General features: G+C 72.5%; 18 protein-coding genes. 8 read left to right on the top strand and 10 right to left on the bottom strand.

The annotated features are described in order from the left end of the window. Positions 1 to 63 precede the first annotated feature (63 nt). Positions 64 to 519, bottom strand: a complete 456-nt coding sequence (locus Q3Y56_RS17100; RefSeq protein ID WP_304462777.1) for a MarR family winged helix-turn-helix transcriptional regulator — start codon at positions 517 to 519, stop codon at positions 64 to 66. A 106-nt stretch (positions 520 to 625) separates the two neighbouring features. Between Q3Y56_RS17100 and Q3Y56_RS17105 the strand changes: the two genes are divergently transcribed. Both Q3Y56_RS17105 and Q3Y56_RS17110 read left to right on the top strand, forming a co-directional pair. Next, a complete protein-coding gene (locus Q3Y56_RS17105; protein WP_304462778.1) occupies positions 626 to 976 on the top strand; it encodes a multidrug efflux SMR transporter in 351 nt (116 codons plus the stop codon). A 65-nt stretch (positions 977 to 1,041) separates the two neighbouring features. Further along, a complete protein-coding gene (locus tag Q3Y56_RS17110; RefSeq protein WP_304462779.1) occupies positions 1,042 to 1,362 on the top strand; it encodes a multidrug efflux SMR transporter in 321 nt (106 codons plus the stop codon). Positions 1,363 to 1,373: 11 nt separating this feature from the next. Here the strand turns inward: Q3Y56_RS17110 and Q3Y56_RS17115 are convergent, their stop codons facing one another. The 3 genes from Q3Y56_RS17115 to Q3Y56_RS17125 all read right to left on the bottom strand — a co-directional run bounded on the left by Q3Y56_RS17115 (position 1,374) and on the right by Q3Y56_RS17125 (position 5,274). Beyond that, positions 1,374 to 1,622 (bottom strand): SCO4226 family nickel-binding protein, encoded by a 249-nt coding sequence (locus Q3Y56_RS17115; RefSeq protein WP_304462780.1) that lies wholly within the window; start codon positions 1,620 to 1,622, stop codon positions 1,374 to 1,376. A 119-nt stretch (positions 1,623 to 1,741) separates the two neighbouring features. Next, a complete protein-coding gene (locus Q3Y56_RS17120; protein ID WP_304462781.1) occupies positions 1,742 to 2,821 on the bottom strand; it encodes a 2-dehydropantoate 2-reductase in 1,080 nt (359 codons plus the stop codon). Continuing rightward, on the bottom strand, positions 2,818 to 5,274 hold the full coding sequence (locus Q3Y56_RS17125; protein ID WP_304462782.1) for a nuclease-related domain-containing DEAD/DEAH box helicase: 2,457 nt from the start codon (positions 5,272 to 5,274) through the stop codon (positions 2,818 to 2,820). Before Q3Y56_RS17125 ends, Q3Y56_RS17120 begins: the two co-directional genes overlap by 4 nt. Before the next feature lie 217 nt (positions 5,275 to 5,491). Here Q3Y56_RS17125 and Q3Y56_RS17130 point away from each other — a divergent pair, with 217 nt between their 5' ends. Then, complete coding sequence (locus tag Q3Y56_RS17130) at positions 5,492 to 6,046, top strand: STAS domain-containing protein (RefSeq protein ID WP_304462783.1); 555 nt, start codon at positions 5,492 to 5,494, stop codon at positions 6,044 to 6,046. On the opposite strand, the gene Q3Y56_RS17135 is transcribed toward Q3Y56_RS17130, so the two are convergent. Next, on the bottom strand, positions 5,957 to 6,964 hold the full coding sequence (locus Q3Y56_RS17135) for a sigma-70 family RNA polymerase sigma factor (protein ID WP_304462784.1): 1,008 nt from the start codon (positions 6,962 to 6,964) through the stop codon (positions 5,957 to 5,959). The two genes, Q3Y56_RS17130 and Q3Y56_RS17135, sit on opposite strands and share 90 nt — an antisense overlap. A 159-nt stretch (positions 6,965 to 7,123) precedes the next feature. Between Q3Y56_RS17135 and Q3Y56_RS17140 the strand changes: the two genes are divergently transcribed. Continuing rightward, complete coding sequence (locus Q3Y56_RS17140) at positions 7,124 to 7,540, top strand: VOC family protein (RefSeq protein WP_304462785.1); 417 nt, start codon at positions 7,124 to 7,126, stop codon at positions 7,538 to 7,540. 69 nt (positions 7,541 to 7,609) lie between these two features. Next, complete coding sequence (locus Q3Y56_RS17145; RefSeq protein ID WP_304462786.1) at positions 7,610 to 7,885, top strand: DUF2277 domain-containing protein; 276 nt, start codon at positions 7,610 to 7,612, stop codon at positions 7,883 to 7,885. On the opposite strand, the gene Q3Y56_RS17150 is transcribed toward Q3Y56_RS17145, so the two are convergent. Further along, positions 7,871 to 8,080, bottom strand: a complete 210-nt coding sequence (locus Q3Y56_RS17150; RefSeq protein ID WP_304462787.1) for a cold-shock protein — start codon at positions 8,078 to 8,080, stop codon at positions 7,871 to 7,873. The two genes, Q3Y56_RS17145 and Q3Y56_RS17150, sit on opposite strands and share 15 nt — an antisense overlap. Positions 8,081 to 8,247: 167 nt before the next feature. Here Q3Y56_RS17150 and Q3Y56_RS17155 point away from each other — a divergent pair, with 167 nt between their 5' ends. Continuing rightward, positions 8,248 to 9,792 carry an ATP-dependent DNA ligase gene (locus tag Q3Y56_RS17155; RefSeq protein WP_304462788.1) on the top strand — a complete coding sequence of 515 codons (1,545 nt, stop codon included), beginning with the start codon at positions 8,248 to 8,250 and terminating at the stop codon, positions 9,790 to 9,792. Between the two features lie 19 nt (positions 9,793 to 9,811). Here Q3Y56_RS17155 and Q3Y56_RS17160 read toward each other — a convergent pair whose 3' ends face one another. Further along, on the bottom strand, positions 9,812 to 11,356 hold the full coding sequence (locus Q3Y56_RS17160) for an MFS transporter (protein ID WP_304462789.1): 1,545 nt from the start codon (positions 11,354 to 11,356) through the stop codon (positions 9,812 to 9,814). Positions 11,357 to 11,470: 114 nt separating this feature from the next. Further along, complete coding sequence (ribB, locus tag Q3Y56_RS17165; RefSeq protein WP_304462790.1) at positions 11,471 to 12,127, bottom strand: 3,4-dihydroxy-2-butanone-4-phosphate synthase; 657 nt, start codon at positions 12,125 to 12,127, stop codon at positions 11,471 to 11,473. A 169-nt stretch (positions 12,128 to 12,296) separates the two neighbouring features. On the opposite strand from ribB, the gene Q3Y56_RS17170 reads away from it, so the two are divergent. Then, positions 12,297 to 13,349 carry an endonuclease/exonuclease/phosphatase family protein gene (locus Q3Y56_RS17170; protein WP_369696760.1) on the top strand — a complete coding sequence of 351 codons (1,053 nt, stop codon included), beginning with the start codon at positions 12,297 to 12,299 and terminating at the stop codon, positions 13,347 to 13,349. A 36-nt stretch (positions 13,350 to 13,385) separates the two neighbouring features. Here Q3Y56_RS17170 and Q3Y56_RS17175 read toward each other — a convergent pair whose 3' ends face one another. Further along, positions 13,386 to 14,531, bottom strand: a complete 1,146-nt coding sequence (locus tag Q3Y56_RS17175; protein ID WP_304465655.1) for a LysR family transcriptional regulator — start codon at positions 14,529 to 14,531, stop codon at positions 13,386 to 13,388. 244 nt (positions 14,532 to 14,775) lie between these two features. Here Q3Y56_RS17175 and Q3Y56_RS17180 point away from each other — a divergent pair, with 244 nt between their 5' ends. Continuing rightward, complete coding sequence (locus tag Q3Y56_RS17180) at positions 14,776 to 15,312, top strand: hypothetical protein (protein WP_304462791.1); 537 nt, start codon at positions 14,776 to 14,778, stop codon at positions 15,310 to 15,312. Positions 15,313 to 15,481: 169 nt separating this feature from the next. Here the strand turns inward: Q3Y56_RS17180 and Q3Y56_RS17185 are convergent, their stop codons facing one another. Beyond that, a complete protein-coding gene (locus Q3Y56_RS17185; protein WP_304462792.1) occupies positions 15,482 to 17,554 on the bottom strand; it encodes a PhoX family phosphatase in 2,073 nt (690 codons plus the stop codon). Positions 17,555 to 17,715: the final 161 nt, after the last annotated feature.

Consider the following 17,715-nt stretch of genomic DNA (forward strand, 5'->3'; position numbering starts at 1 on the left):
GGTGGAGGCGACGGTCGACGCCGCGGTGGACACGGCGGTGGAGGCGACGGTGGGCTCGGCGGGTCAGGTGAGGGCGGATCGCAGGGCGGTCAGGGCGGCCGCTGTGGCCGGGTCGGACCGGGCCGACTCGTCCAGGGCCGCGGCCAGGGTCTCCTCGTAGGTCGCGCGAGCCTCCTCGTGGCGGGCGCGGCCGGAGTCGTCGAGCACGGTGTAGACGCCGCGCTTGTCGTCGGGGCAGGTGTCGCGGTGCGTGAAGCCGGCCGCGTTCAGGCGGCCGACCAGTCGGGTCACCGAGCTCTGGTTGAGGCCGAGCCTGTCGGCCAGTTCCTGCATGCGCAGCTCGCTGTCCGGCGCTGCCGCGAGGTGCCCGAGCGCCCGGTACTCGGACAGGCCGAGGCCGTGCCGGCGCTGGAGCGCCGTGCCGAGGCGGTGCTCGACGTGTGCGTGCAGGGACAGTACGCGGTTCCACATCTGCGCGTCCTGCGCGCCGGACGGCTGCGCGGCGGGGCCTGCGGGCATCTTCGTCTCTCCCTTGGTTGACACCAGCTTACTTGCACGTACATGCTTCTCCTCGACAGCAGAAACTTGCACGTACATACAATTAAAGCTGACGGAGGAACCACCCATGGCCTGGATCTACCTGCTCATCGCCTCGGTCTTCGAAGTCGTCTTCGCGCTCGCCACCAACGCCACGCACGGCTTCACCGAGCTGTGGCCCTCGCTGCTCACCGCCGCCGCGGCCGCGGGCGGGATCTTCTTCCTGAGTCTCGCCCTGCGGACCCTCGACGTCGGCGTCGGCTACACGGTCTGGACCGGCATCGGCTCCGTCGGAACGGTCATCCTCGGCACCGTGATCTTCAACGAGACGCTCAACGCCTGGAAGGCCCTGGCCTTCGTCCTGATCATCGGCGGCGTCCTCGGCCTCAAGCTCGCCGACAGGCGGCAGACGCAGTCCGCTCAGCCGGCCGCCGGCTGACCCCTCGTCCGCCCCCGCGCTCCTCTGCCCCCGGCACACCCTCTGACCAGCAAAGGAACACCGCCATGACCTGGATCTACCTCGCGATCGCCATCGTCTTCGAGATCGCCTTCGCCCTCGGCACCAACGCCACGAAGGGCTTCACCAAGCTCTGGCCCTCCGTCTTCACGCTGCTCGCCGCGGCAGGCGGCATCTTCACCCTCAGCCTCGCGCTCAAAACCCTCGACGTCGGCGTCGGCTACACCATCTGGACCGGTGCGGGCTCCATAGGCACCGTCGTCCTGGGCTCGGTCGTCTACCGGGAGAAGATCACCCTCCCCAAACTGCTCTCCTTCGCCTCGATCATCGCCGGTGTCATCACGCTCAAGCTCGCCGCCGGGGTCTGACCGAACCTCCGTCAGATCGTGAGCGGCACCGGGTGGATCTCGTCGGCCGGGTGGCCCGTCCGCTCGTGTATCCGCTTTACCGCGTCAGCCGACGGGCCCTCGGACAGGCAGTAGACGGTGCCGGATTCCGGATCGGCCCAGGCGCGCTCGAAGTGGACCTTCTCCTCGCCCTCGATCGCGGCATCGGCCTCGTGGGCCGCCTTGAGCTGGTCCGGCGTGATGCCCTTCATCCCACGGTGTACGTCCATGAACTTCGTCATCGTTCCCGCACCTCCAGGTACGTCCGTCGGCCCGGGGGCCCGCAGGGTCCGGCCCCTCGTGGCCTCTCCCTCCAGCGTCCTCCCGGCGCCGGGAGACCGCCAACGCCCGGCGAGGAGCGTCAGGCCCGCTGGGACCGGAGGTCCGCCAGCAGCTCGGGGCCCGTCCACGTGCGGCCACGCTCCGGGGCGGCTGCCTCCGCCTGCCGTACGAGGGTGACGAGACGGGCGTTGACCGGGGCCGGAAGGCCATGGCGGGCGGCCATCGCGACGATCTCGCCCTGAAGGGTGTCGATCTCCGTGGGGCGGCCGCGCCGCAGGTCCTCCCACATGGAGGAGCGCGCGTGGGCGTCGATTGCGAGGGGCGAGGCCGCCAGACGGCGGAAGAGCGGGTCCGGCAGGCGCAGCAGGCGGGGCATGAGGGGAGCGGGGAGCGCGCCGACGCGGCCCGGGCGGACGCCCTCCGCGCGGAACGCGGCGAGCGCCTCGGCCTGGCACAGCGCCAGGCACGTACGGAACGCCCGCTGCCCCAGCTCCTCGCGCAGCGGCAGGCCGGACAGCGCGTTGACCGCGTTGTTGAGGTTCATCAGCAGTTTGGCGCGCTGGACCGCGGGCATGTCGCGGCAGACCTGGACCCGTAGTCCGGCCCGGCCCAGGGCCCGGACCAGCGCGGCGGCCTCCGGACGGTCCTCGATCATGAGGGCGCCACCGGAGCCCTGGTGGTACCCGACAGGGGTCGCGGCGGGGGGCGTGTCAGAGGGTCCGGCGCCGGTCGCGCGCACCACGTTGTACGGGACCATGCCCGCCAGCACGGTGTGTCCGGGGCCGAGTACGGAGCTGATGATCCGCGGGTTGTGCAGGCCGTTCTGGAAGCTCACCACCACGGTGCCGGGAGTGAGGTGCGCGGCCAGCTCGCGGGCGGCGTCGCGGGTCGCCGGGGACTTGACCGTCACCAGGACGTAGTCGGCTCCGGCCGCGGCCGCGGGCGAACGGGCCGTGCGTACGGCTCCCGGGTCGAGGCGGAGGCTCGGGCGGCCGCCCCCGGTGAGGGTCAGTCCGTGCTCGTCCAGCGCGTCCATGGCCGCCCGGCGGCCGATCAGGGTGACGTCGGCGTACGGAGCGAGACTGCCGCCGAGGTGGCAGCCGATGCTCCCGGCGCCGAGTACGGCGACCTTGAGGCGGGCCGGGGCGCGCTCCGTCATGAGCTGTCCTCCGAGGTGGTGGCGGCCGGGGGCCGGACGCTGCCCAGCCACAGCGTGTCGCGCGCCCGGGTCATGGCGACGAACAGCTGGCTGCGGGCCAGTTCCTCCCGCTCCCGCACCACATCATTCCCTTCCGGGGCCGCATTCCCTTCCGGGGCCGCGTGCGGCGCCCCCGGCAGCGCCGCGTCGTGGCGCGGCAGGAACACATGCTTGAACTCCAGTCCCTTGGCCCGCCGGTAGCTGCCCAGCTTCACCGCGTCGACCGGGTGGCCCTCGTAGTTCTCCAGCGTGCAGACCGGTATCTCCGCCCGGTCCAGCAGCCGGTGGTAGCGCTCGATGTCGCGCCGGGACGGGCACAGCACGGCGGTGTCGCCCCAGCCCCGGCCGGCACCGCCACCGTCGCCTCCGCCTCGTGCGCGCAGCGCGGCCAGCAGCGCCTGGTCGTGGTCGTGCAGGGACCGTTCGGCGACCCGGATCACCCGGCCGTCGTGGTACGTGAGGTCGATGTCGCGGCGGCCCGGCGTGCGGCTGCCGTCGATGTCCTCGAACTGGTCGTCGGCGACGACCTCCAGCGCCGCTTCCAGGATCTCCCTGGCGTTGCGGTAGTTGGTGCGCAGCACCTGGCCGCGGTCGCCGCGGATGTCGATCCCCGCGTCGGAGAGCCGGAAACCGCCCGGATAGACCGCCTGCTGGCCGTCGCCGATCAGCAGCAGGCCGTTGGGTACGTCGCCGACCAGGGCGTGCAGCATCTGCACGCCGACCAGGGTCAGGTCCTGGATCTCGTCCACGACGACGGCGCCGTACGGCGAGAGGTCGGGGCGGGCCCGCGCCTCGTCCCTCGCCAGCAGGAGGACGTCGTTGAAGTCGTGGACGTCCTTCTCCCGGCGGCGGCGCTCGTACTCCTCGTACAGGGCCCACACCGCCTCCCGGTGCGGGCGGCGCAGCACCGTCAGCCTGCGGCGCCTGCGGAGGGCGGCGTAGTCCTCGAAGGCGGTGATGCCGCGTCCCTTGATGACGTAGTCGATCTCGTCGCGCCAGTAGTGCGGGGCCGGTTCGATCTCCGCCAGGCAGCTGCCCCGGCCCGTGTGGATCCAGGCGAGGTTGAACGCGGTCTCGGCCGTCTTGCGATGCAGTCGGGTGCTGACGCCCCGCTCGCGCAGGAACTCTCCCGCCCAGGCGTGCACGCTGCGGAAGTCGACCCGCTCGGCCACCTCGGGGGACATGGCGCGCAGGAACGTGCCCTGCACGCGGGGCAGGTTGTTGGCGAACGTGACGTACAGGACGCGCTTGGTGGTGCGCTGCGCGAGGTAGGCGGCGCGGTGCAGGCCGACCACCGTCTTGCCGGTGCCCGCCGGGCCGCTGATCCGGGCGGGGCCGGACCAGTTGCGCCGTACGAGCGGGATCTGGCCGGCGTCGAGGAAGGTCATCCAGCGCTCGATCGGGCCCTGTCGGGCCGCGTCGACCACCGCGTCACGCAACCCGCCGAGATCGAACAGCGCATCGTCGCCTCCGGCACCGGCAGCGGTAGCGGTACCGGGCGCGGTTTCCCGTGCGGCGCGTACGGACGCTCCAGCGGCGGGCGCGGGACCACCGGCGGGCGCTGGTGCTCCGGTGGCGCCACCGCGCTGGGGGAGGCCGGGGCGAGGGCCGGTGTCGGTACGCGGCTCCGCCGCATGGCTCGCCGGGTCCCCCTGGCCCGGCCCCAAGGGGCTGCCCGGCGGCACCGAGATGGAGCCGCCGCCGCGCGGCGGAGCCGCGCCCGCCTCGACCGTGGAACCGTCGACCGCACCGGCCGCGGCCGCGAAGCCCTCGACCGCACCGACCACCCCGACCGTGGAACCCTCGGCCGCGTCAGCCTCCACCGCGGAGTCCTCGTACGCCGTGAAGACCGTCTCCAGATGCCCCGCGACGAGCCCGACCGCCGCCGCGCCGATCCTGGCCCGCTGGGCCGCGAGCGCCGCGCCCACCTCGTACTCCCCCACCAGCCGGACCCGGCCCAGCGTGGTGTGGAGCCGTCGGCCGGTGAAGGCCATCACCGGGTGTACGGCTACGGGTGACAGGCCCAGTTCCTCGACGGCCCGCTCCGTCGTCCGGGTCACCGCCAGCAGCTTGTCGACCTCCCCGTGCCGGTCCTCGCCGCCCGCGTACAGCCGGCCGCTCGTGGTCTCCGGGGCCGAGCGCCAGTTCTTGACGTCGATGACGAAGACCCCGCCCGGTCCGACCAGCAGCATGTCCACGTTGGCCGAGCACGTCCCCGGCCAGCGCCGGTCCACCAGCAGCCGCCAGCCGCGCTGGACGAGCACGAGCAGCTGGGCGGCGATGCGCTGTTCCCCCTTGCTCGCCGCCTCCCACCGCCAGGCCCGCTGCCGGGCCGCCAACCACTGCTCGCGCAGCTCACGTTCCTGCCGCCGCGCCTCCGCCGCCCTGCGCCCCGCCGACCCACCCGCCGTCATCAAAGCCCCCTCGTACGCGGAGTGATGATCGTAAGACGCAACGCGACGCCCGGGACAGTGCGTCGAACCGGACGGCACGGGTCGCGGGTACGGCACAGGTCGCGGGTACGGCGCGGTGGCGATGACTTCCACCTCGTCGGGCAGTCCTACTCCCACAGGTCACATCGCCCAGGAGTCAGGCACGTCGCATCGCCCAGGAGTCAGGAGCAGACCGCGCATGGCAGCCGCAGCCCCACCCGCAGGCACCCCGCCCGGGTCGCCACACCCCACCGTGCTGGTCGTCCCCGCCCCCGTCCACCGGGACGACGTCGCCGTGCTGTGCGCGCGCCTGCGTGCCCTGCTCCGTGACGGTGCCCCGGAGGCCGCCGCGTGCCCGCCCGTGGTGATCTGCGACGTCCGCGCCCTCACCCGGCCCGACGCCGTCGCCCTCGACGCGCTGGCCCGGTTGCGGCTCACCGCCGGGCGGTACGGGCGGGGGATGGCGCTCCGCCGGGCCGGGCCCGCGCTGCGCGCGCTGATCGCGCTGGCCGGGTTCGACGACGTACTCCCCCTGCTGGACGAGCCCGAACCGCCGGACGAACCCGAGCGGCCAGACGAACCCGAGCCGCCAGACGAACCCGAGCCGCCAGACGAGCGCGCGCCGGCGGCGGGCGCCGCGAAACGGTCGCCGCCCGGTGGCCCGCTACGGGTCGAGTCGCGCCGGGAGGCCGAAGAGCGGGAACAGCCGCTCGGTGTCCAGGAAGGCGTTGAGCCCGGTGATCCGGGTCCCTGACACCTCCACGACCTGCAACGCCCACGGCTCGTGACCGGAACCCGTCGCGCTGGGGCGGTACTGGCCGAACGCCGGGGTGCCGTTCGCCACCACCGGCACCAGCCGCGAGCCCCGGCAGCCGATCCCGGTGCCCAGCATCCACGCGCGTATGTCCGCGTGGCCGCGCAGCCACAGCTCGTACGGCGGCATGGACAGCGTCGCGTCCTCCCGCAGCAGCGAGGTGAGCGCGTCCAGGTCGTACGCCTCGAAGGCGGCCACGTAACGCGCCAGCAGGTCGCGCTGCTCCTCGTCCATGGCCGGGGCCAGGGCGGTGTCGGCGATCTCGCGGGCGGCGAGCGCCGCACGCGCGCGCTGGAGGGCGCTGTTGACCGACGCGACCGTGGTGCCGAGCAGCTCCGCGACCTCGCTCGCCTTCCAGGCCAGCACCTCGCGCAGGATCAGCACCGCGCGCTGCCGGGGCGCCAGGTGCTGCAAGGCCGCCACGAACGCCAGCCGGATGCTCTCCCGCGCCACCGCCAGGTCGGCCGGATCGCCGTTCTCCGGCAGCACCCGGCCGTCCGGGACCGGGGAGATCCAGGTGGCCTCGGGCAGGGCGTCGGGCAGCGGCGCGCTCGCGCTCACCGGGGACGCCAGGTCCATCGGCCGGGCCCTGCGCAGCCTGCCGTTGAGCATGTCCAGGCAGACGTTGGTCGCGATGCGGTAGAGCCAGGAGCGCAGCGCCGCCCGCCCCTCGAACTTCCCTATGCCGCGCCAGGCGCGCACCAGGGTCTCCTGGACGGCGTCCTCGGCCTCGAAGGCCGAGCCCAGCATCCGGTAGCAGTACCCGGTCAGTTCCGCGCGGTGCCGCTCCAGCGACGCCTCCACGTCCCGCGCGCTGCCGTCGTCCGTGGCCGTTTCCGTAGCCGTGAGATCGCTCATCGAGGAACCCTCCCCTTCGTTCCTCAGCCTAGGACGGACCACTGACATCGCCACCGGACGGGAAATCCGGGGAACTCGTCATCGCGAGGGCGATGAGTTTCGCGAACTCCTGCGGTCTACGCATACGAGCAGTCCGGACACACAGAGATGAGGCACCCCATGAGCACCAAGATCTTCGTCAACCTGCCGGTGAAGGACCTCGACAAGTCCATCGGCTTCTTCGAGCAGCTCGGCTACTCGTTCAACCCCCAGTTCACCGACGAGAAGGGCGCCTGCATGGTGATCAGCGACGACATCTACGCGATGCTGCTGGTCGAGCCGTTCTTCAAGTCGTTCACGGACAAGGAGATCGTCGACACCTCGAAGGGCGCGGAGGCCATCGTGGCGCTCGGCGTCGAGAGCCGGGAGCGGGTGGACGAGCTGGCCGACAAGGCGCTCGCCGCCGGTGGGAAGCCGTCGAAGGAGCCCATGGACGAGGGCTTCATGTACGGCCGGAGCTTCCAGGACCTGGACGGCCACCTCTGGGAGGTCTTCTGGATGGACCCCTCGGCCGTCGAGGGCGAGGGCAAGGAGTAGCACCGGGAACGGCAAGCGACCTACGGCAGGCGACCACGAAACACCGGAACCACACGTAACACTGGAACCATGTGCCGAAGTATCAAGACGCTCCGGCCGCCCGCGATGCCCGAGGTCTCCGACGCGGACATCAGGGCGGCCGCGTTGCAGTACGTACGCAAGGTGTCCGGCTTCCACGCGCCCGCCGCCCACAACAGGGCCGTTTTCGAGGAGGCCGTGGACGCCGTCGCCGCCGCGACCCGCGAGCTCCTCGGCGGTCTGGAGGTACGCGGCGCGAAGGGCCGACCGCGGCAGGCGGCGGTCGGCCCCGGGCAGGATGCGGGCGCGGGCTCAGGTGTGCAGTGACCGGACCTGGTCCGCCTGCGGGCCCCGCTCGCCCTGCGCCACCTCGAACTCGACCCGCTGGTTCTCGTCCAAACTGCGGTAGCCGGTAGCCGAAATCGCGCTGTAGTGCACGAACACGTCCGGCCCACCGCCGTCGACCGCGATGAAGCCGTAGCCCTTCTCGCTGTTGAACCACTTCACGGTGCCCTGCGCCATCTTGCCTCTCCTTACAGGTCGTACCAGGGGCGGACCAACTGCGAGGTGCGCCACCTGTAGGAGTACCGTCCCGTTCGCGCGGCGGCCGTCACCGTCACCCGGACGACGGCGTGTCCACCCCGCGCGCGCGAGCTGCGGCGGCGTCCGGGCCGGGTGACGATGAGGGCATGCTGCTGGCCGACGTCGCCCGGACCTCCGAGGAGGTCGCGGCCACGTCCGCCCGTACGGAGAAGGTGGCCGCGCTCGCCCGGCTGTTCTCCCGGACGCCGCCCGACGAGGCCCCGGTGGTGATCACATATCTGGCGGGCAGGCTGCCGCAGCGCCGTACCGGCGTGGGCTGGAGCGCACTGCGCGACCGACCGCCACCCGCCCCGGAGCCCCGCCTGGAGGTACGGGAGGTCGACGCGGCGCTGGAGGGGATCGCGGCCGTCGCGGGCAAGGGGGCGGCGGCGCGGCGCAAGGAGCAGCTCGGCGCGCTGATGTCCGCCGCCACCGAGGCGGAGCAGTCCTTCCTGCTGCGGCTGATCGGCGGGGAGCTGCGGCAAGGCGCGCTGGACGCGCTCGCCGCCGAGGGGCTGGCCGCCGCGGTGGGCGCGGACCCCGGCGACGTACGCCGCGCCGTGATGCTGGGAGGGTCGCTCGGCGCGGTCGCGCGGGCGCTGCTCGCGGAGGGTACGGCGGCGCTGGACCGGTTCCGGCTGGAGGTGGGGCGGCCGGTGCTGCCGATGCTCGCCCAGAGCGCGAAGGACCTGGACGAGGCGCTGGACCGGCTCGGCCCGTGCGCGGTCGAGGAGAAGCTGGACGGCATCCGCGTGCAGGTGCACCGCGACGGCGCGGACGTGCGGATCTACACCCGCGCCCTCGACGAGATCACCGCGCGGCTGCCGGAGGTGGTCGCGGCGGCGCGGGAGCTGGCGGTGGACCGGGCCGTGCTGGACGGCGAGGTGATCGCCCTGGACGCGGCGGGGCGGCCCCGGCCGTTCCAGGAGGTCGCCGGGCGGGTCGGCTCCCGGCTCGATGTAGCGGGCGCGCGGGAGACGCTGCCGCTGTCCCCGGTCTTCTTCGACCTGCTCTCCGTGGACGGCCGGGACCTGCTGGCGCTGCCGACCCGGGAGCGGCACGCCGAGCTGGCACGGGTGGCCCCCGAGCACCGGCGGGTACGGCGGCTGGTGGTGGCGGACCCGGCCGACGAGGCGACCCGGCGCGCGGCACGGGAGTTCCAGCGGGCGGTGCTGGAGCGCGGCCACGAGGGGGTCATGGCCAAGGCCCTGGACGCCCCGTACAGCGCGGGGCGGCGCGGGGCGTCCTGGCTCAAGGTGAAGCCGGTGCTCACGCTCGACCTGGTGGTGCTGGCCGCCGAGTGGGGGCACGGGCGCCGCACCGGGAAGCTGTCCAACCTGCACCTGGGCGCACGGCGGGCGGACGGCACGTATCTCATGCTCGGCAAGACGTTCAAGGGGCTGACGGACGCCATGCTGGAGTGGCAGACCGCGGCGCTGCGCCGGATCGCGGTCAGCGACGACGGGTGGGTGGTGCGGGTGCGGCCCGAGCTGGTGGTGGAGGTGGCGTTCGACGGGTTGCAGCGGTCGACGCGGTACCCGGCGGGGGTGACGCTGCGGTTCGCGCGGGTGGTGCGGTACCGGGAGGACAAGGCGGCGGCGGAGGCGGACACGGTGGAGACGGTGCTGGCGCTGCGCGGCGCGGGGCTGTGACCGGCGCCCCGCGCCGGCGTCACACCCCGGGCGGGCCCGTCCCCTGGAGTCGTTCCAGGTCCGACGGCCGCACCTGGATCGCCAGGAGCGCGATCAGCGCCGCCACCACCGTGAAGATCGCGGCCGCCACGAACGCGGAGGACACCCCCGCCGTCAGCACCTCGTCCCCCCAGTGCCCCGGCAGCTGACCGGTGCGCCGGAACAGCAGCCGCTCGCGCGGGGTCGCCCGCACCATGAACTCCGGCACGAGGTCCTCCGCCTTGTTGCGGCTGGCCGTGGAGAACACCGTCACCAGGATGGAGAGCCCCAGCGAGCCGCCCACCTGCTGCGTGGCGTTGAGCAGGCCGGACGCCGCGCCCGCCTCGCGCGGTGCGACCCCGGAGACCGCCATCAGCGTCAGCGACACGAACTGCAGCCCCATGCCGAGGCTGAACACCAGCATCGGCCCGAGGACGCTCCCGGCGTACGTGCTGTGGATGTCGGTCAGCGTCAGCCAGGCCAGCCCGGTCGCCGAGAGGATCGCCCCCGTGACCATGAACGGCTTCGGCCCGTACCGGGGCAGCAGTTGGGAGGCCAGCCCCGCGCCCACCGCGATGACCGCGCTGACCGGCAGGAAGGCCAGGCCCGCCTGGATCGGGCTGAAGTCCAGGACGTTCTGGACGAAGAGGGTGAGGAAGAAGAACATCCCGAAGATCGCGGCGGCCAGGCTCAGCATCATCCCGTACGTGCCGGCCCGGTTGCGGTCGGCGAACATCCTCAGCGGGGTGATGGGCTGGGTGGAGCGCCGCTCGATGGCGAGGAACGCCGCGAGCAGCGCGACCGCCGCGCCGAACGCGGCCAGCGTCCAGCCGTCGCGCCAGCCGTCCTGCGCGGCGCGGATGAAGCCGTAGACCAGGGCGACCATGCCGAGCGTGGAGGTGAGGGCGCCGGCGAGGTCGAAGTGGCCCGCGTGGCGCTCGGATTCCCGGATGACCCGCAGGGTGGCGAACGCGATCAGCACGCCGATGGGGACGTTCACGAAGAAGATCCAGCGCCAGTCGAGCCACTCCACGAGGATGCCGCCCGCCAGCAGTCCGATGGCGCCGCCGCCCGCCGAGACGGCGGCGAACACCCCGAAGGCCCGGTTGCGCTCCGGGCCTTCGTCGAAGGTCGTGGTGATCAGTGCCAGCGAGGTGGGGGAGGCGATGGCGCCGCCGGCTCCTTGCAGGGCGCGGGCGGCCAGCAGTTGGCCGGAGTTCTGGGCGAGCCCGCCGAGCAGGGAGGCGAAGACGAACAGCAGCACGCCGAAGACGAACATCCGGCGGCGGCCCAGGATGTCGCCGGTCCGGCCGCCGAGCAGCAGCAGTCCGCCGAAGGTGAGGGTGTAGGCGTTGACCACCCAGGACAGGCTGGTCGTGGAGAAGTCCAGCGCCCGTTGGATCTGCGGGAGCGCGATGTTCACGATCGTGATGTCCAGGACGACCATGAGCTGGCAGGACGCGATGACGGCGAGCGCGATGCCCTTGCCGTGGTGTGTCGCTTCCTCGACGGTGCCCGTCTCCGATACCGGGCGGGGAGTCGCCATGGTGGGTCCCGGTGTCAGCGTCGGTGAACGGTGGCGTTCACCACTGGTGGCGTTACTGGTGGCGTCCACCCTTGTCGAAATTTTCGAACGCCACTTTCGAACGTAGACCCGGGGTTACCAGCCGGCCACTCGATCTTGCACGCGCGCCAGCCGGTACGCCGCCAGATCGCGGACCGAGATCATCGGGAGGAGGCGGCTGGCCGCCAGGCGGCTCAGGTCGTCGTAGCGCGCCGTGCCCCAGTCCGGCGTGACGATCTCGCACATGGCGGTGGTGCCGGACAGCCCCGCGAGCCGGGACAGGTCGACGGCCGCCTCGGTGTGCCCGTCGCGCTGGAGCACACCGCCGGGCTCGGCGCGTACGGGGAAGACGTGCCCGGGACGGCCGAGGTCCTCCGGCGCGGTGGCGGGGTCGGCGAGCGCCTGGATGGTACGGGCACGCTCCCGGGCCGGGACACCGGTGGTGGCGGACGCCTTGAAATCCACGGAGACGGTGAACGCGGTCTCGTGCAGCCCCGAGTTGTCCGCGACCATCTGCGGCAGCCGCAGCGCGGCGGCGCGCTCGTCGGGCAGGGCCACGCAGACGACGCCCGAGGTGTGGTCCAGCATCTGTTTCAGCGCGTCCTCGTGGGTGTACTCGGCGGCGAGCATCAGATCGCCGTGGTTCCCCCGGGACTCGTCGCCGAAGACGATCACGAAGCCGCCGTCGGCGAACACCTCGATCGCCTGCTCCACCGCCATGAGTCGTTCGATCGCGACGGTCTGTTCGGTCACGATCAAGCAGTCTGGCATACCGCCGGGCTCGGCGAAGGGTTAACTCGTATAAAAATCAACTTACTTGGTGCGGACCCCGTGCGCCCCCGGGGTCCGGAGCGGGCCCGGCGCGCCTCCGAGGGAGAATCGACCCGTACGCCGCGCCCGCCGCCCACCGAGAGGCCGAAACGTGGAACCGTCCGTCGCGGAGCGGCGGGGCACCGAGCCGCTGCCCAAGCCCCCGGCCCGCTTCATGGCGCTCGCGCCGTACGTGCGGCTGCCGCGCCCGCGGGGACGGCGGATCGCCGCCTGGTGCGCCATCCCCCCGCTCGCCACGGCCAGCGTCGTGCTGGGCTGCCGGGCGGCCGACACGGACGGCATCACCCCGGTCCCGCAACTCCTGGCCTTCCTGCCGTGGCTGCTGGTCCCCGTGCTGCTCGCGCTGCTCCTGGCCGTGGCCGCCCGGTGGGCCGCCGGCTGCGTCTGGGCCCTGGTGGCGGCCGCGGCCACCGGCTGGTTCACCCAGCCCTACGACGGCCCGGCCGGGCCCGAGCCGAGCGGCCCGGTGGTGGCCCGGCTGCGCGTGCTGAGCGCCAACCTGGAGTACGGCGGGGCCACGGACGGCCTGCTGAGCACGCTGCGCCGGGAGCGCCCGGACCTGGTGTCGGTGCAGGAGTGCGACGTCCGATGCGCGGCGGCGCTCGACAGCCCCGCCGTACGCGCGAGCTATCCGTACCGGAACGTCGTCACCGGCGCCCCGGCCGAAGGCTCGGCGATCCTCAGCCGCCACCCGCTCCGGAACGAGGAGGGGATCGACGCCACGCTGGCCATGCCGCGCTCGGTGGCCACGGTCCACGGGCAGCGCGTCCACATCCAGGTCGCCCACCCCATGCCGCCGGAGCCGGGCGGGGTGGACCTGTGGCGCGCCGAGCTGGGCCGGTTGCGCGCCTACGCGGCCGGGCGCGGCGGCGAGGCCACGATGGTGGCGGGCGACTTCAACGCCACCCAGGACCACGCGGCGTTCCGCTCCGTGCTGGACACGGGGCTGCGGGACAGCGCGCGGGCGACAGGTGCGTCGCGTACGCCGTCGTGGCCGAGCCTGACCGCCCCGGTGCTGGGCGCGCAGATCGACCACGTACTGGTCAGCGACACGCTGCGGCCGCGTGCCGCCCGGTTCCTGGACCTGGCGCACACCGACCACCGGGCGCTGCTGGTCGACCTCGACCTGTACGCGGCGCCGTAGCCACGCGCTGAAGGGCGGTGCCCGCGGCCAGGACGGTCAGCTCTCGCTCGGATCGTAGGAGTTGGCCAGCTCGAACGGGTCCGGCTCCAGTCCCGCCGTCGGCCACCGCTGCTCGCGGCGCCAGCGGGCGCCCTCCGCCGCCAGCGCGTCCCACAGCATGTTGAGCGGGTGGGCGCTGTCGTAGTGGTCGCGCTCGCCGCGCCGGGTGAACGCGCCCAGCAGCACCTCCAGCCTCGGCCCGGTGTCGTTGACCAGTTCCACCGAGCGCAGCCCGCTGCCGTACGCGAACCGGGGATCCACCGCCACCGACGTGCCGCCCGCGCCGGGCGCCGGCAGCTGGGGGTACCTCCTGGGGGCACCGCCCAGCGGCCGCGCTGGGGGAGTCAGGCCTGGGGGAGGATGACCGCCCGCCGCGTCCGCGACCCCCTTCGTCACCAGCATGCAGCCCTGGAGCAGCCCGGAGCGCAGCAGCTCGAAGCCGTAGTTCATGGTGTCGATCTCGGCGGCGATGTTGAGCCGGTTGCGGTAGTCGGCGCCGAACCAGGTGTGCAGGGCGCCCGACATCAGGCCGCTGGTGGACACCACCAGGGGCAGGTAGCGCAGTTCGCTGGTCTCCACGGTGGGGCCCGGCAGCTGCCCGGGGGGCAGGTTCGTCAGCAGGGAGACGCCGCTGCGCCGCCACTCCATCACGTCGAAGGCGTCCAGCTCGTTGTCGCCGCCGGGGCGGGTCACCACGCTGCCGCAGACCAGGTCGACCTCCTTGGCGCGCAGCTTGGCCAGGACGTCACGGGTCCGTACGTGCCCGACCTTCAACTCGACGCCGCGCTCCCGGAAGTCCTCGGCGACCCGCTCCCCGGCGTCGGCGAGATAGGGGAGCGTGAAACGCGTGGTGCCCACCATCAGCGTCCGGCCCAGCCGGCGGCGCGACTCGTGCACCCCGTCCAGCCAGTTGCCGAGCGTGCCCCGCGCCAGCTCGACCAGTGACCGCCCGGTGCCGGTGAACAGCACGTCCTTGCCGCGCCCCTGTTTGAGCACGAGCGGTTCGCCGCACAGCTCGCGGAAGTTGCGGTTCATCGTGTCGAGCTGCTTCTGCACGCTCGACTGCTCGCGGCCCAGGACCCGGGCGGCGCCCAGCGCCGTACCGGTCTCGTGTACGACGATGAGCGTACGGAGCTGGTCCATCGTGGTGTCCAGCAGCGCGAGCGGACTCTGCAACAGGCTGTCGCGCGCGCTCGCCGGGTTGGGTGGGACGGGAGTCGGCATACCTTTCCCTCTCACCTTCCAACTCTGCGGGAATAGGGAGCCATTGAGTTTAGCCCCGGCTCGTACCCGCAGATCCGCAATATCCGGAACGTAATATTCAACGGGCTGTCAGGATGGTGAAGGCCAGTCAGCCGAACCCTCGAACAGGAAACCCCGTAGCCCCATGCGTGTACGTACCGCGGTCATCGCCTCCACCGCGCTGCCGATCCTTCTCAGCGGCTGTTCCGCCGACGGCGGCGGCACCGGACGGAAGAAGGAATCCCTGCACCAGGTCACCTACGAAGCGGCCGGATCGCAGGTGTTCGACGTGAATTACGACACCGGCGCCGAGGACGCGGACGGAATGGCGAAGGACCGGGCCGTGAAGGGCCTCAAGGGCAAATGGTCCACGACCGTCGAGGCCACCGCGGACGAACTCCTGGCCCTCACGGTCAACGGAGTGGGCGAGGCCGCCCCGGCCCACGCGGTCGGATGCGCCGTGTCCGTGGACGGAATCCTCATGGAAAAACACGCCACGAAACCGGAGGAATCGGCCGTGGTCCAGTGCGTCGCCGATGTCCCCAAAGCGCTGGAGAAGGCGGCCGAGAGGGCGGGCGGCACCGCGGGCGGCAAACCGGGCGAAAGACCGGACGGGCAGCGGCCGACCTTCCTGCCGCCGTTCCTGGCGCCGATGTCCCCGGACATACGAAAGGCCGCATGAACGGCCCATAACGCCCCAGCACGTCGACCCCCACAGATCGACGTGCTGGGACACCCCCTGTTATTCCCCCGCTATTTCCCCCATTTCCTCATTTCCCCCGTAGCCCCCCTCGGGCCGTTATCGGCGTAATCGGTGCTGTCGACGCTGTCGACGCTGTCGACGCATCGCGTCAGACGCCGATGTCGCCCCCGTCGCGGCGCCACACACTGACGACCGACGGCCGCACGATCTTGCCCGGACCGTCCGGCCAGGTCGACGCCGGCTTCTCGACGCTGGCCCCGTCCACCTCGCCCGGGTGCTGCACCGCGACCAGCACGCGCCGGTCCTGCACGATCGGCCCGCAGGTCTCGGCACCCGTCGGCACGGTCAGGAACTGCCGCACCTCGCCACGCCGCTCACCGCGGGTCGCCACCCCGAACAGGCCGTCGTGGCTGCCGAGCTGGTTGCCGTCGGTGGAGATCCACAGGTTGCCGTGCGAGTCGAAGGCGACATTGTCCGGGCAGGAGATGGGGCTGACCTGCTCCTTCGGGAAACCCGCGAAGTAGGTGGCCGGGTCGTTCGGGTCGCCGGCGACCAGGAACAGCCGCCAGGCGAACCGGTCCGAGGCCGGGTCGTTCCAGCGCTCGGCCAGCTCCAGGATCTGGCCGTGCTTGTTGGCGTTGCGCGGGTTGGCCTCGTCGGCCGCCGCCTTGCCCGCCGCGCCGCGGTCCTTGTTGTTGGTCAGCGCCAGGTACACCCGGCCGGTGCGCGGGCTCGGCTCGATGTCCTCGGGGCGGTCCATCTTCGTCGCGCCCACCTTGTCGGCGGCGATCCGCGTGAAGACGTAGACCTCCTCGGCGGTCATGCCCTCGACGAAGGACTTGTCGCCGCTGGCCAGCGGGATCCACTCGCCGCTGCCGTCGAACTCGCCGTCGTTCGGAAGCTTGCCGGTGCCGTCGATCTCGGTCGCCGGGCTGTCACCGGTGAGCTTGGCGACGTACAGCGTGCCCTCGTCCAGCAGGGTGAGGTTGTGCTCGCGGGCGGCCCGGCTGGTGCCGCGCATCATGCGCTTGCTGGAGACGAACTTGTAGAAGTACTCGAAGCGCGAGTCGTCGCCGGAGTAGACCACCGGGCGCCCGTCCTCGGTCAGCCGCGGCTGCGCGCCCTCGTGCTTGAACCGGCCGAGGTGGGTGCGCTTGCGGGGCGCAGAGGTCGGGTCGTACGGGTCGAGCTCGACGACCCAGCCGAAGCGGTGCGGCTCGTGCGGCTCCTGGGAGACGTCGAAGCGCTTGTCGAAACGCTCCCACTTGCGCTCGCTGGCGCCGCCCTTGATGTCGTAGCGCTTCAGGCGCGCGGCGTGGGTGGGGTCGGTGACCTTCTCGGCGTTGCCGAAGTACTGGTCGACGTTCTCCTCGCCGTGCAGCGTCGTGCCCCACGGGGTCGTGCCGCCGGAGCAGTTGTTGAGCGTGCCCAGCACCTTGGTGCCGGTCGGGTCGGCGGAGGTGCGCAGCAGCTCGCTGCCGGCCGCCGGACCGGTGACCTTGAACGGCGTCGTCGCGGTGACCCGGCGGTTGAGGTGGTGGCGGGTGACGGCGGTCAGCTTGCCGGTCTCGTCCTCCTCCTGCACCACGACCACGGACAGGCCGTGCGCGGCCCAGGCGATCTCGACCTGCTCGCGGGTGGGGTTCTCCGGGTCGTAGGCCCTGAACATCAGGACCTCGTCGGTGTACTCGTGGTTGGACACGAGCACCTGACGGCCCGGCTCGCGCCGCAGCGGGAGCAGGGAGAGGAAGTCGTTGTTGTAACCGAACTGCCCGGCCTGCGCCTTGGCCGACTGGTTGTCCGGGTCGAAGGCGGGCGCGCCGCGCAGGATCGGTTCGCCCCAGCGGAGGACCACGTTCTGCCCGTAGCCCTCGGGGATGACGACGGCGTCCGTGGTGTTGGGCGCGACCGGGGTGAACCGCAGGCCGCGCGCCGCCCGTCGGGCGCGGGCGGTCTCGCCCTCCAGCGCCACCGGCACGGCGGCCTCCGCCTGCGGACCCTGCCCGAGCACGGCCGCACCGGCCGCGGCGCCCACGGTCACGACGGCACCGGCGCGCAGCATGGTGCGGCGCGACAGCGCGCTGGCTATGACGTCGCCGACGTACTCGTTGTCGCTGGTGTTGGACGCCTCGTGGAAGCAGGCGTTGCCGCAGCGGAAGCGGCAGGTCATGGCGGAACGCCCGCCGTGTTGCGAGCTGAGCAGCGGCAGGAGCTTGCGCACGTTTTCTCCTCCGAGAGATGTCCCGTGTCGGGTCCCGTGATGGGTCCCGTATGGGCCTGGTCTGGGTCCCGTATGGGTGGTACCGGCGCGCCCCGCGCCGACATGACGTCGGAATCAATCCGGCGCCGAAGCTATGGGCGGAGAACCGCGCGGCGGCGACC

Origin of the sequence: Streptomyces sp. XD-27, from assembly GCF_030553055.1 — a bacterium.
GTDB lineage: Bacteria > Actinomycetota > Actinomycetes > Streptomycetales > Streptomycetaceae > Streptomyces.

Bases quoted from the DNA above. Each gene is read 5' to 3' on its own strand.
- Q3Y56_RS17100 (WP_304462777.1), bottom strand. From the start codon at position 519: ATGCCCGCAGGCCCCGCCGCGCAGCCGTCCGGCGCGCAGGACGCGCAG.
- Q3Y56_RS17105 (WP_304462778.1), top strand. From the start codon at position 626: ATGGCCTGGATCTACCTGCTCATCGCCTCGGTCTTCGAAGTCGTCTTC.
- Q3Y56_RS17110 (WP_304462779.1), top strand. From the start codon at position 1,042: ATGACCTGGATCTACCTCGCGATCGCCATCGTCTTCGAGATCGCCTTC.
- Q3Y56_RS17115 (WP_304462780.1), bottom strand. From the start codon at position 1,622: ATGACGAAGTTCATGGACGTACACCGTGGGATGAAGGGCATCACGCCG.
- Q3Y56_RS17120 (WP_304462781.1), bottom strand. From the start codon at position 2,821: ATGACGGAGCGCGCCCCGGCCCGCCTCAAGGTCGCCGTACTCGGCGCC.
- Q3Y56_RS17125 (WP_304462782.1), bottom strand. From the start codon at position 5,274: ATGACGGCGGGTGGGTCGGCGGGGCGCAGGGCGGCGGAGGCGCGGCGG.
- Q3Y56_RS17130 (WP_304462783.1), top strand. From the start codon at position 5,492: ATGGCAGCCGCAGCCCCACCCGCAGGCACCCCGCCCGGGTCGCCACAC.
- Q3Y56_RS17135 (WP_304462784.1), bottom strand. From the start codon at position 6,964: ATGAGCGATCTCACGGCTACGGAAACGGCCACGGACGACGGCAGCGCG.
- Q3Y56_RS17140 (WP_304462785.1), top strand. From the start codon at position 7,124: ATGAGCACCAAGATCTTCGTCAACCTGCCGGTGAAGGACCTCGACAAG.
- Q3Y56_RS17145 (WP_304462786.1), top strand. From the start codon at position 7,610: ATGTGCCGAAGTATCAAGACGCTCCGGCCGCCCGCGATGCCCGAGGTC.
- Q3Y56_RS17150 (WP_304462787.1), bottom strand. From the start codon at position 8,080: ATGGCGCAGGGCACCGTGAAGTGGTTCAACAGCGAGAAGGGCTACGGC.
- Q3Y56_RS17155 (WP_304462788.1), top strand. From the start codon at position 8,248: ATGCTGCTGGCCGACGTCGCCCGGACCTCCGAGGAGGTCGCGGCCACG.
- Q3Y56_RS17160 (WP_304462789.1), bottom strand. From the start codon at position 11,356: ATGGCGACTCCCCGCCCGGTATCGGAGACGGGCACCGTCGAGGAAGCG.
- Q3Y56_RS17175 (WP_304465655.1), bottom strand. From the start codon at position 14,531: ATGGACCAGCTCCGTACGCTCATCGTCGTACACGAGACCGGTACGGCG.
- Q3Y56_RS17180 (WP_304462791.1), top strand. From the start codon at position 14,776: ATGCGTGTACGTACCGCGGTCATCGCCTCCACCGCGCTGCCGATCCTT.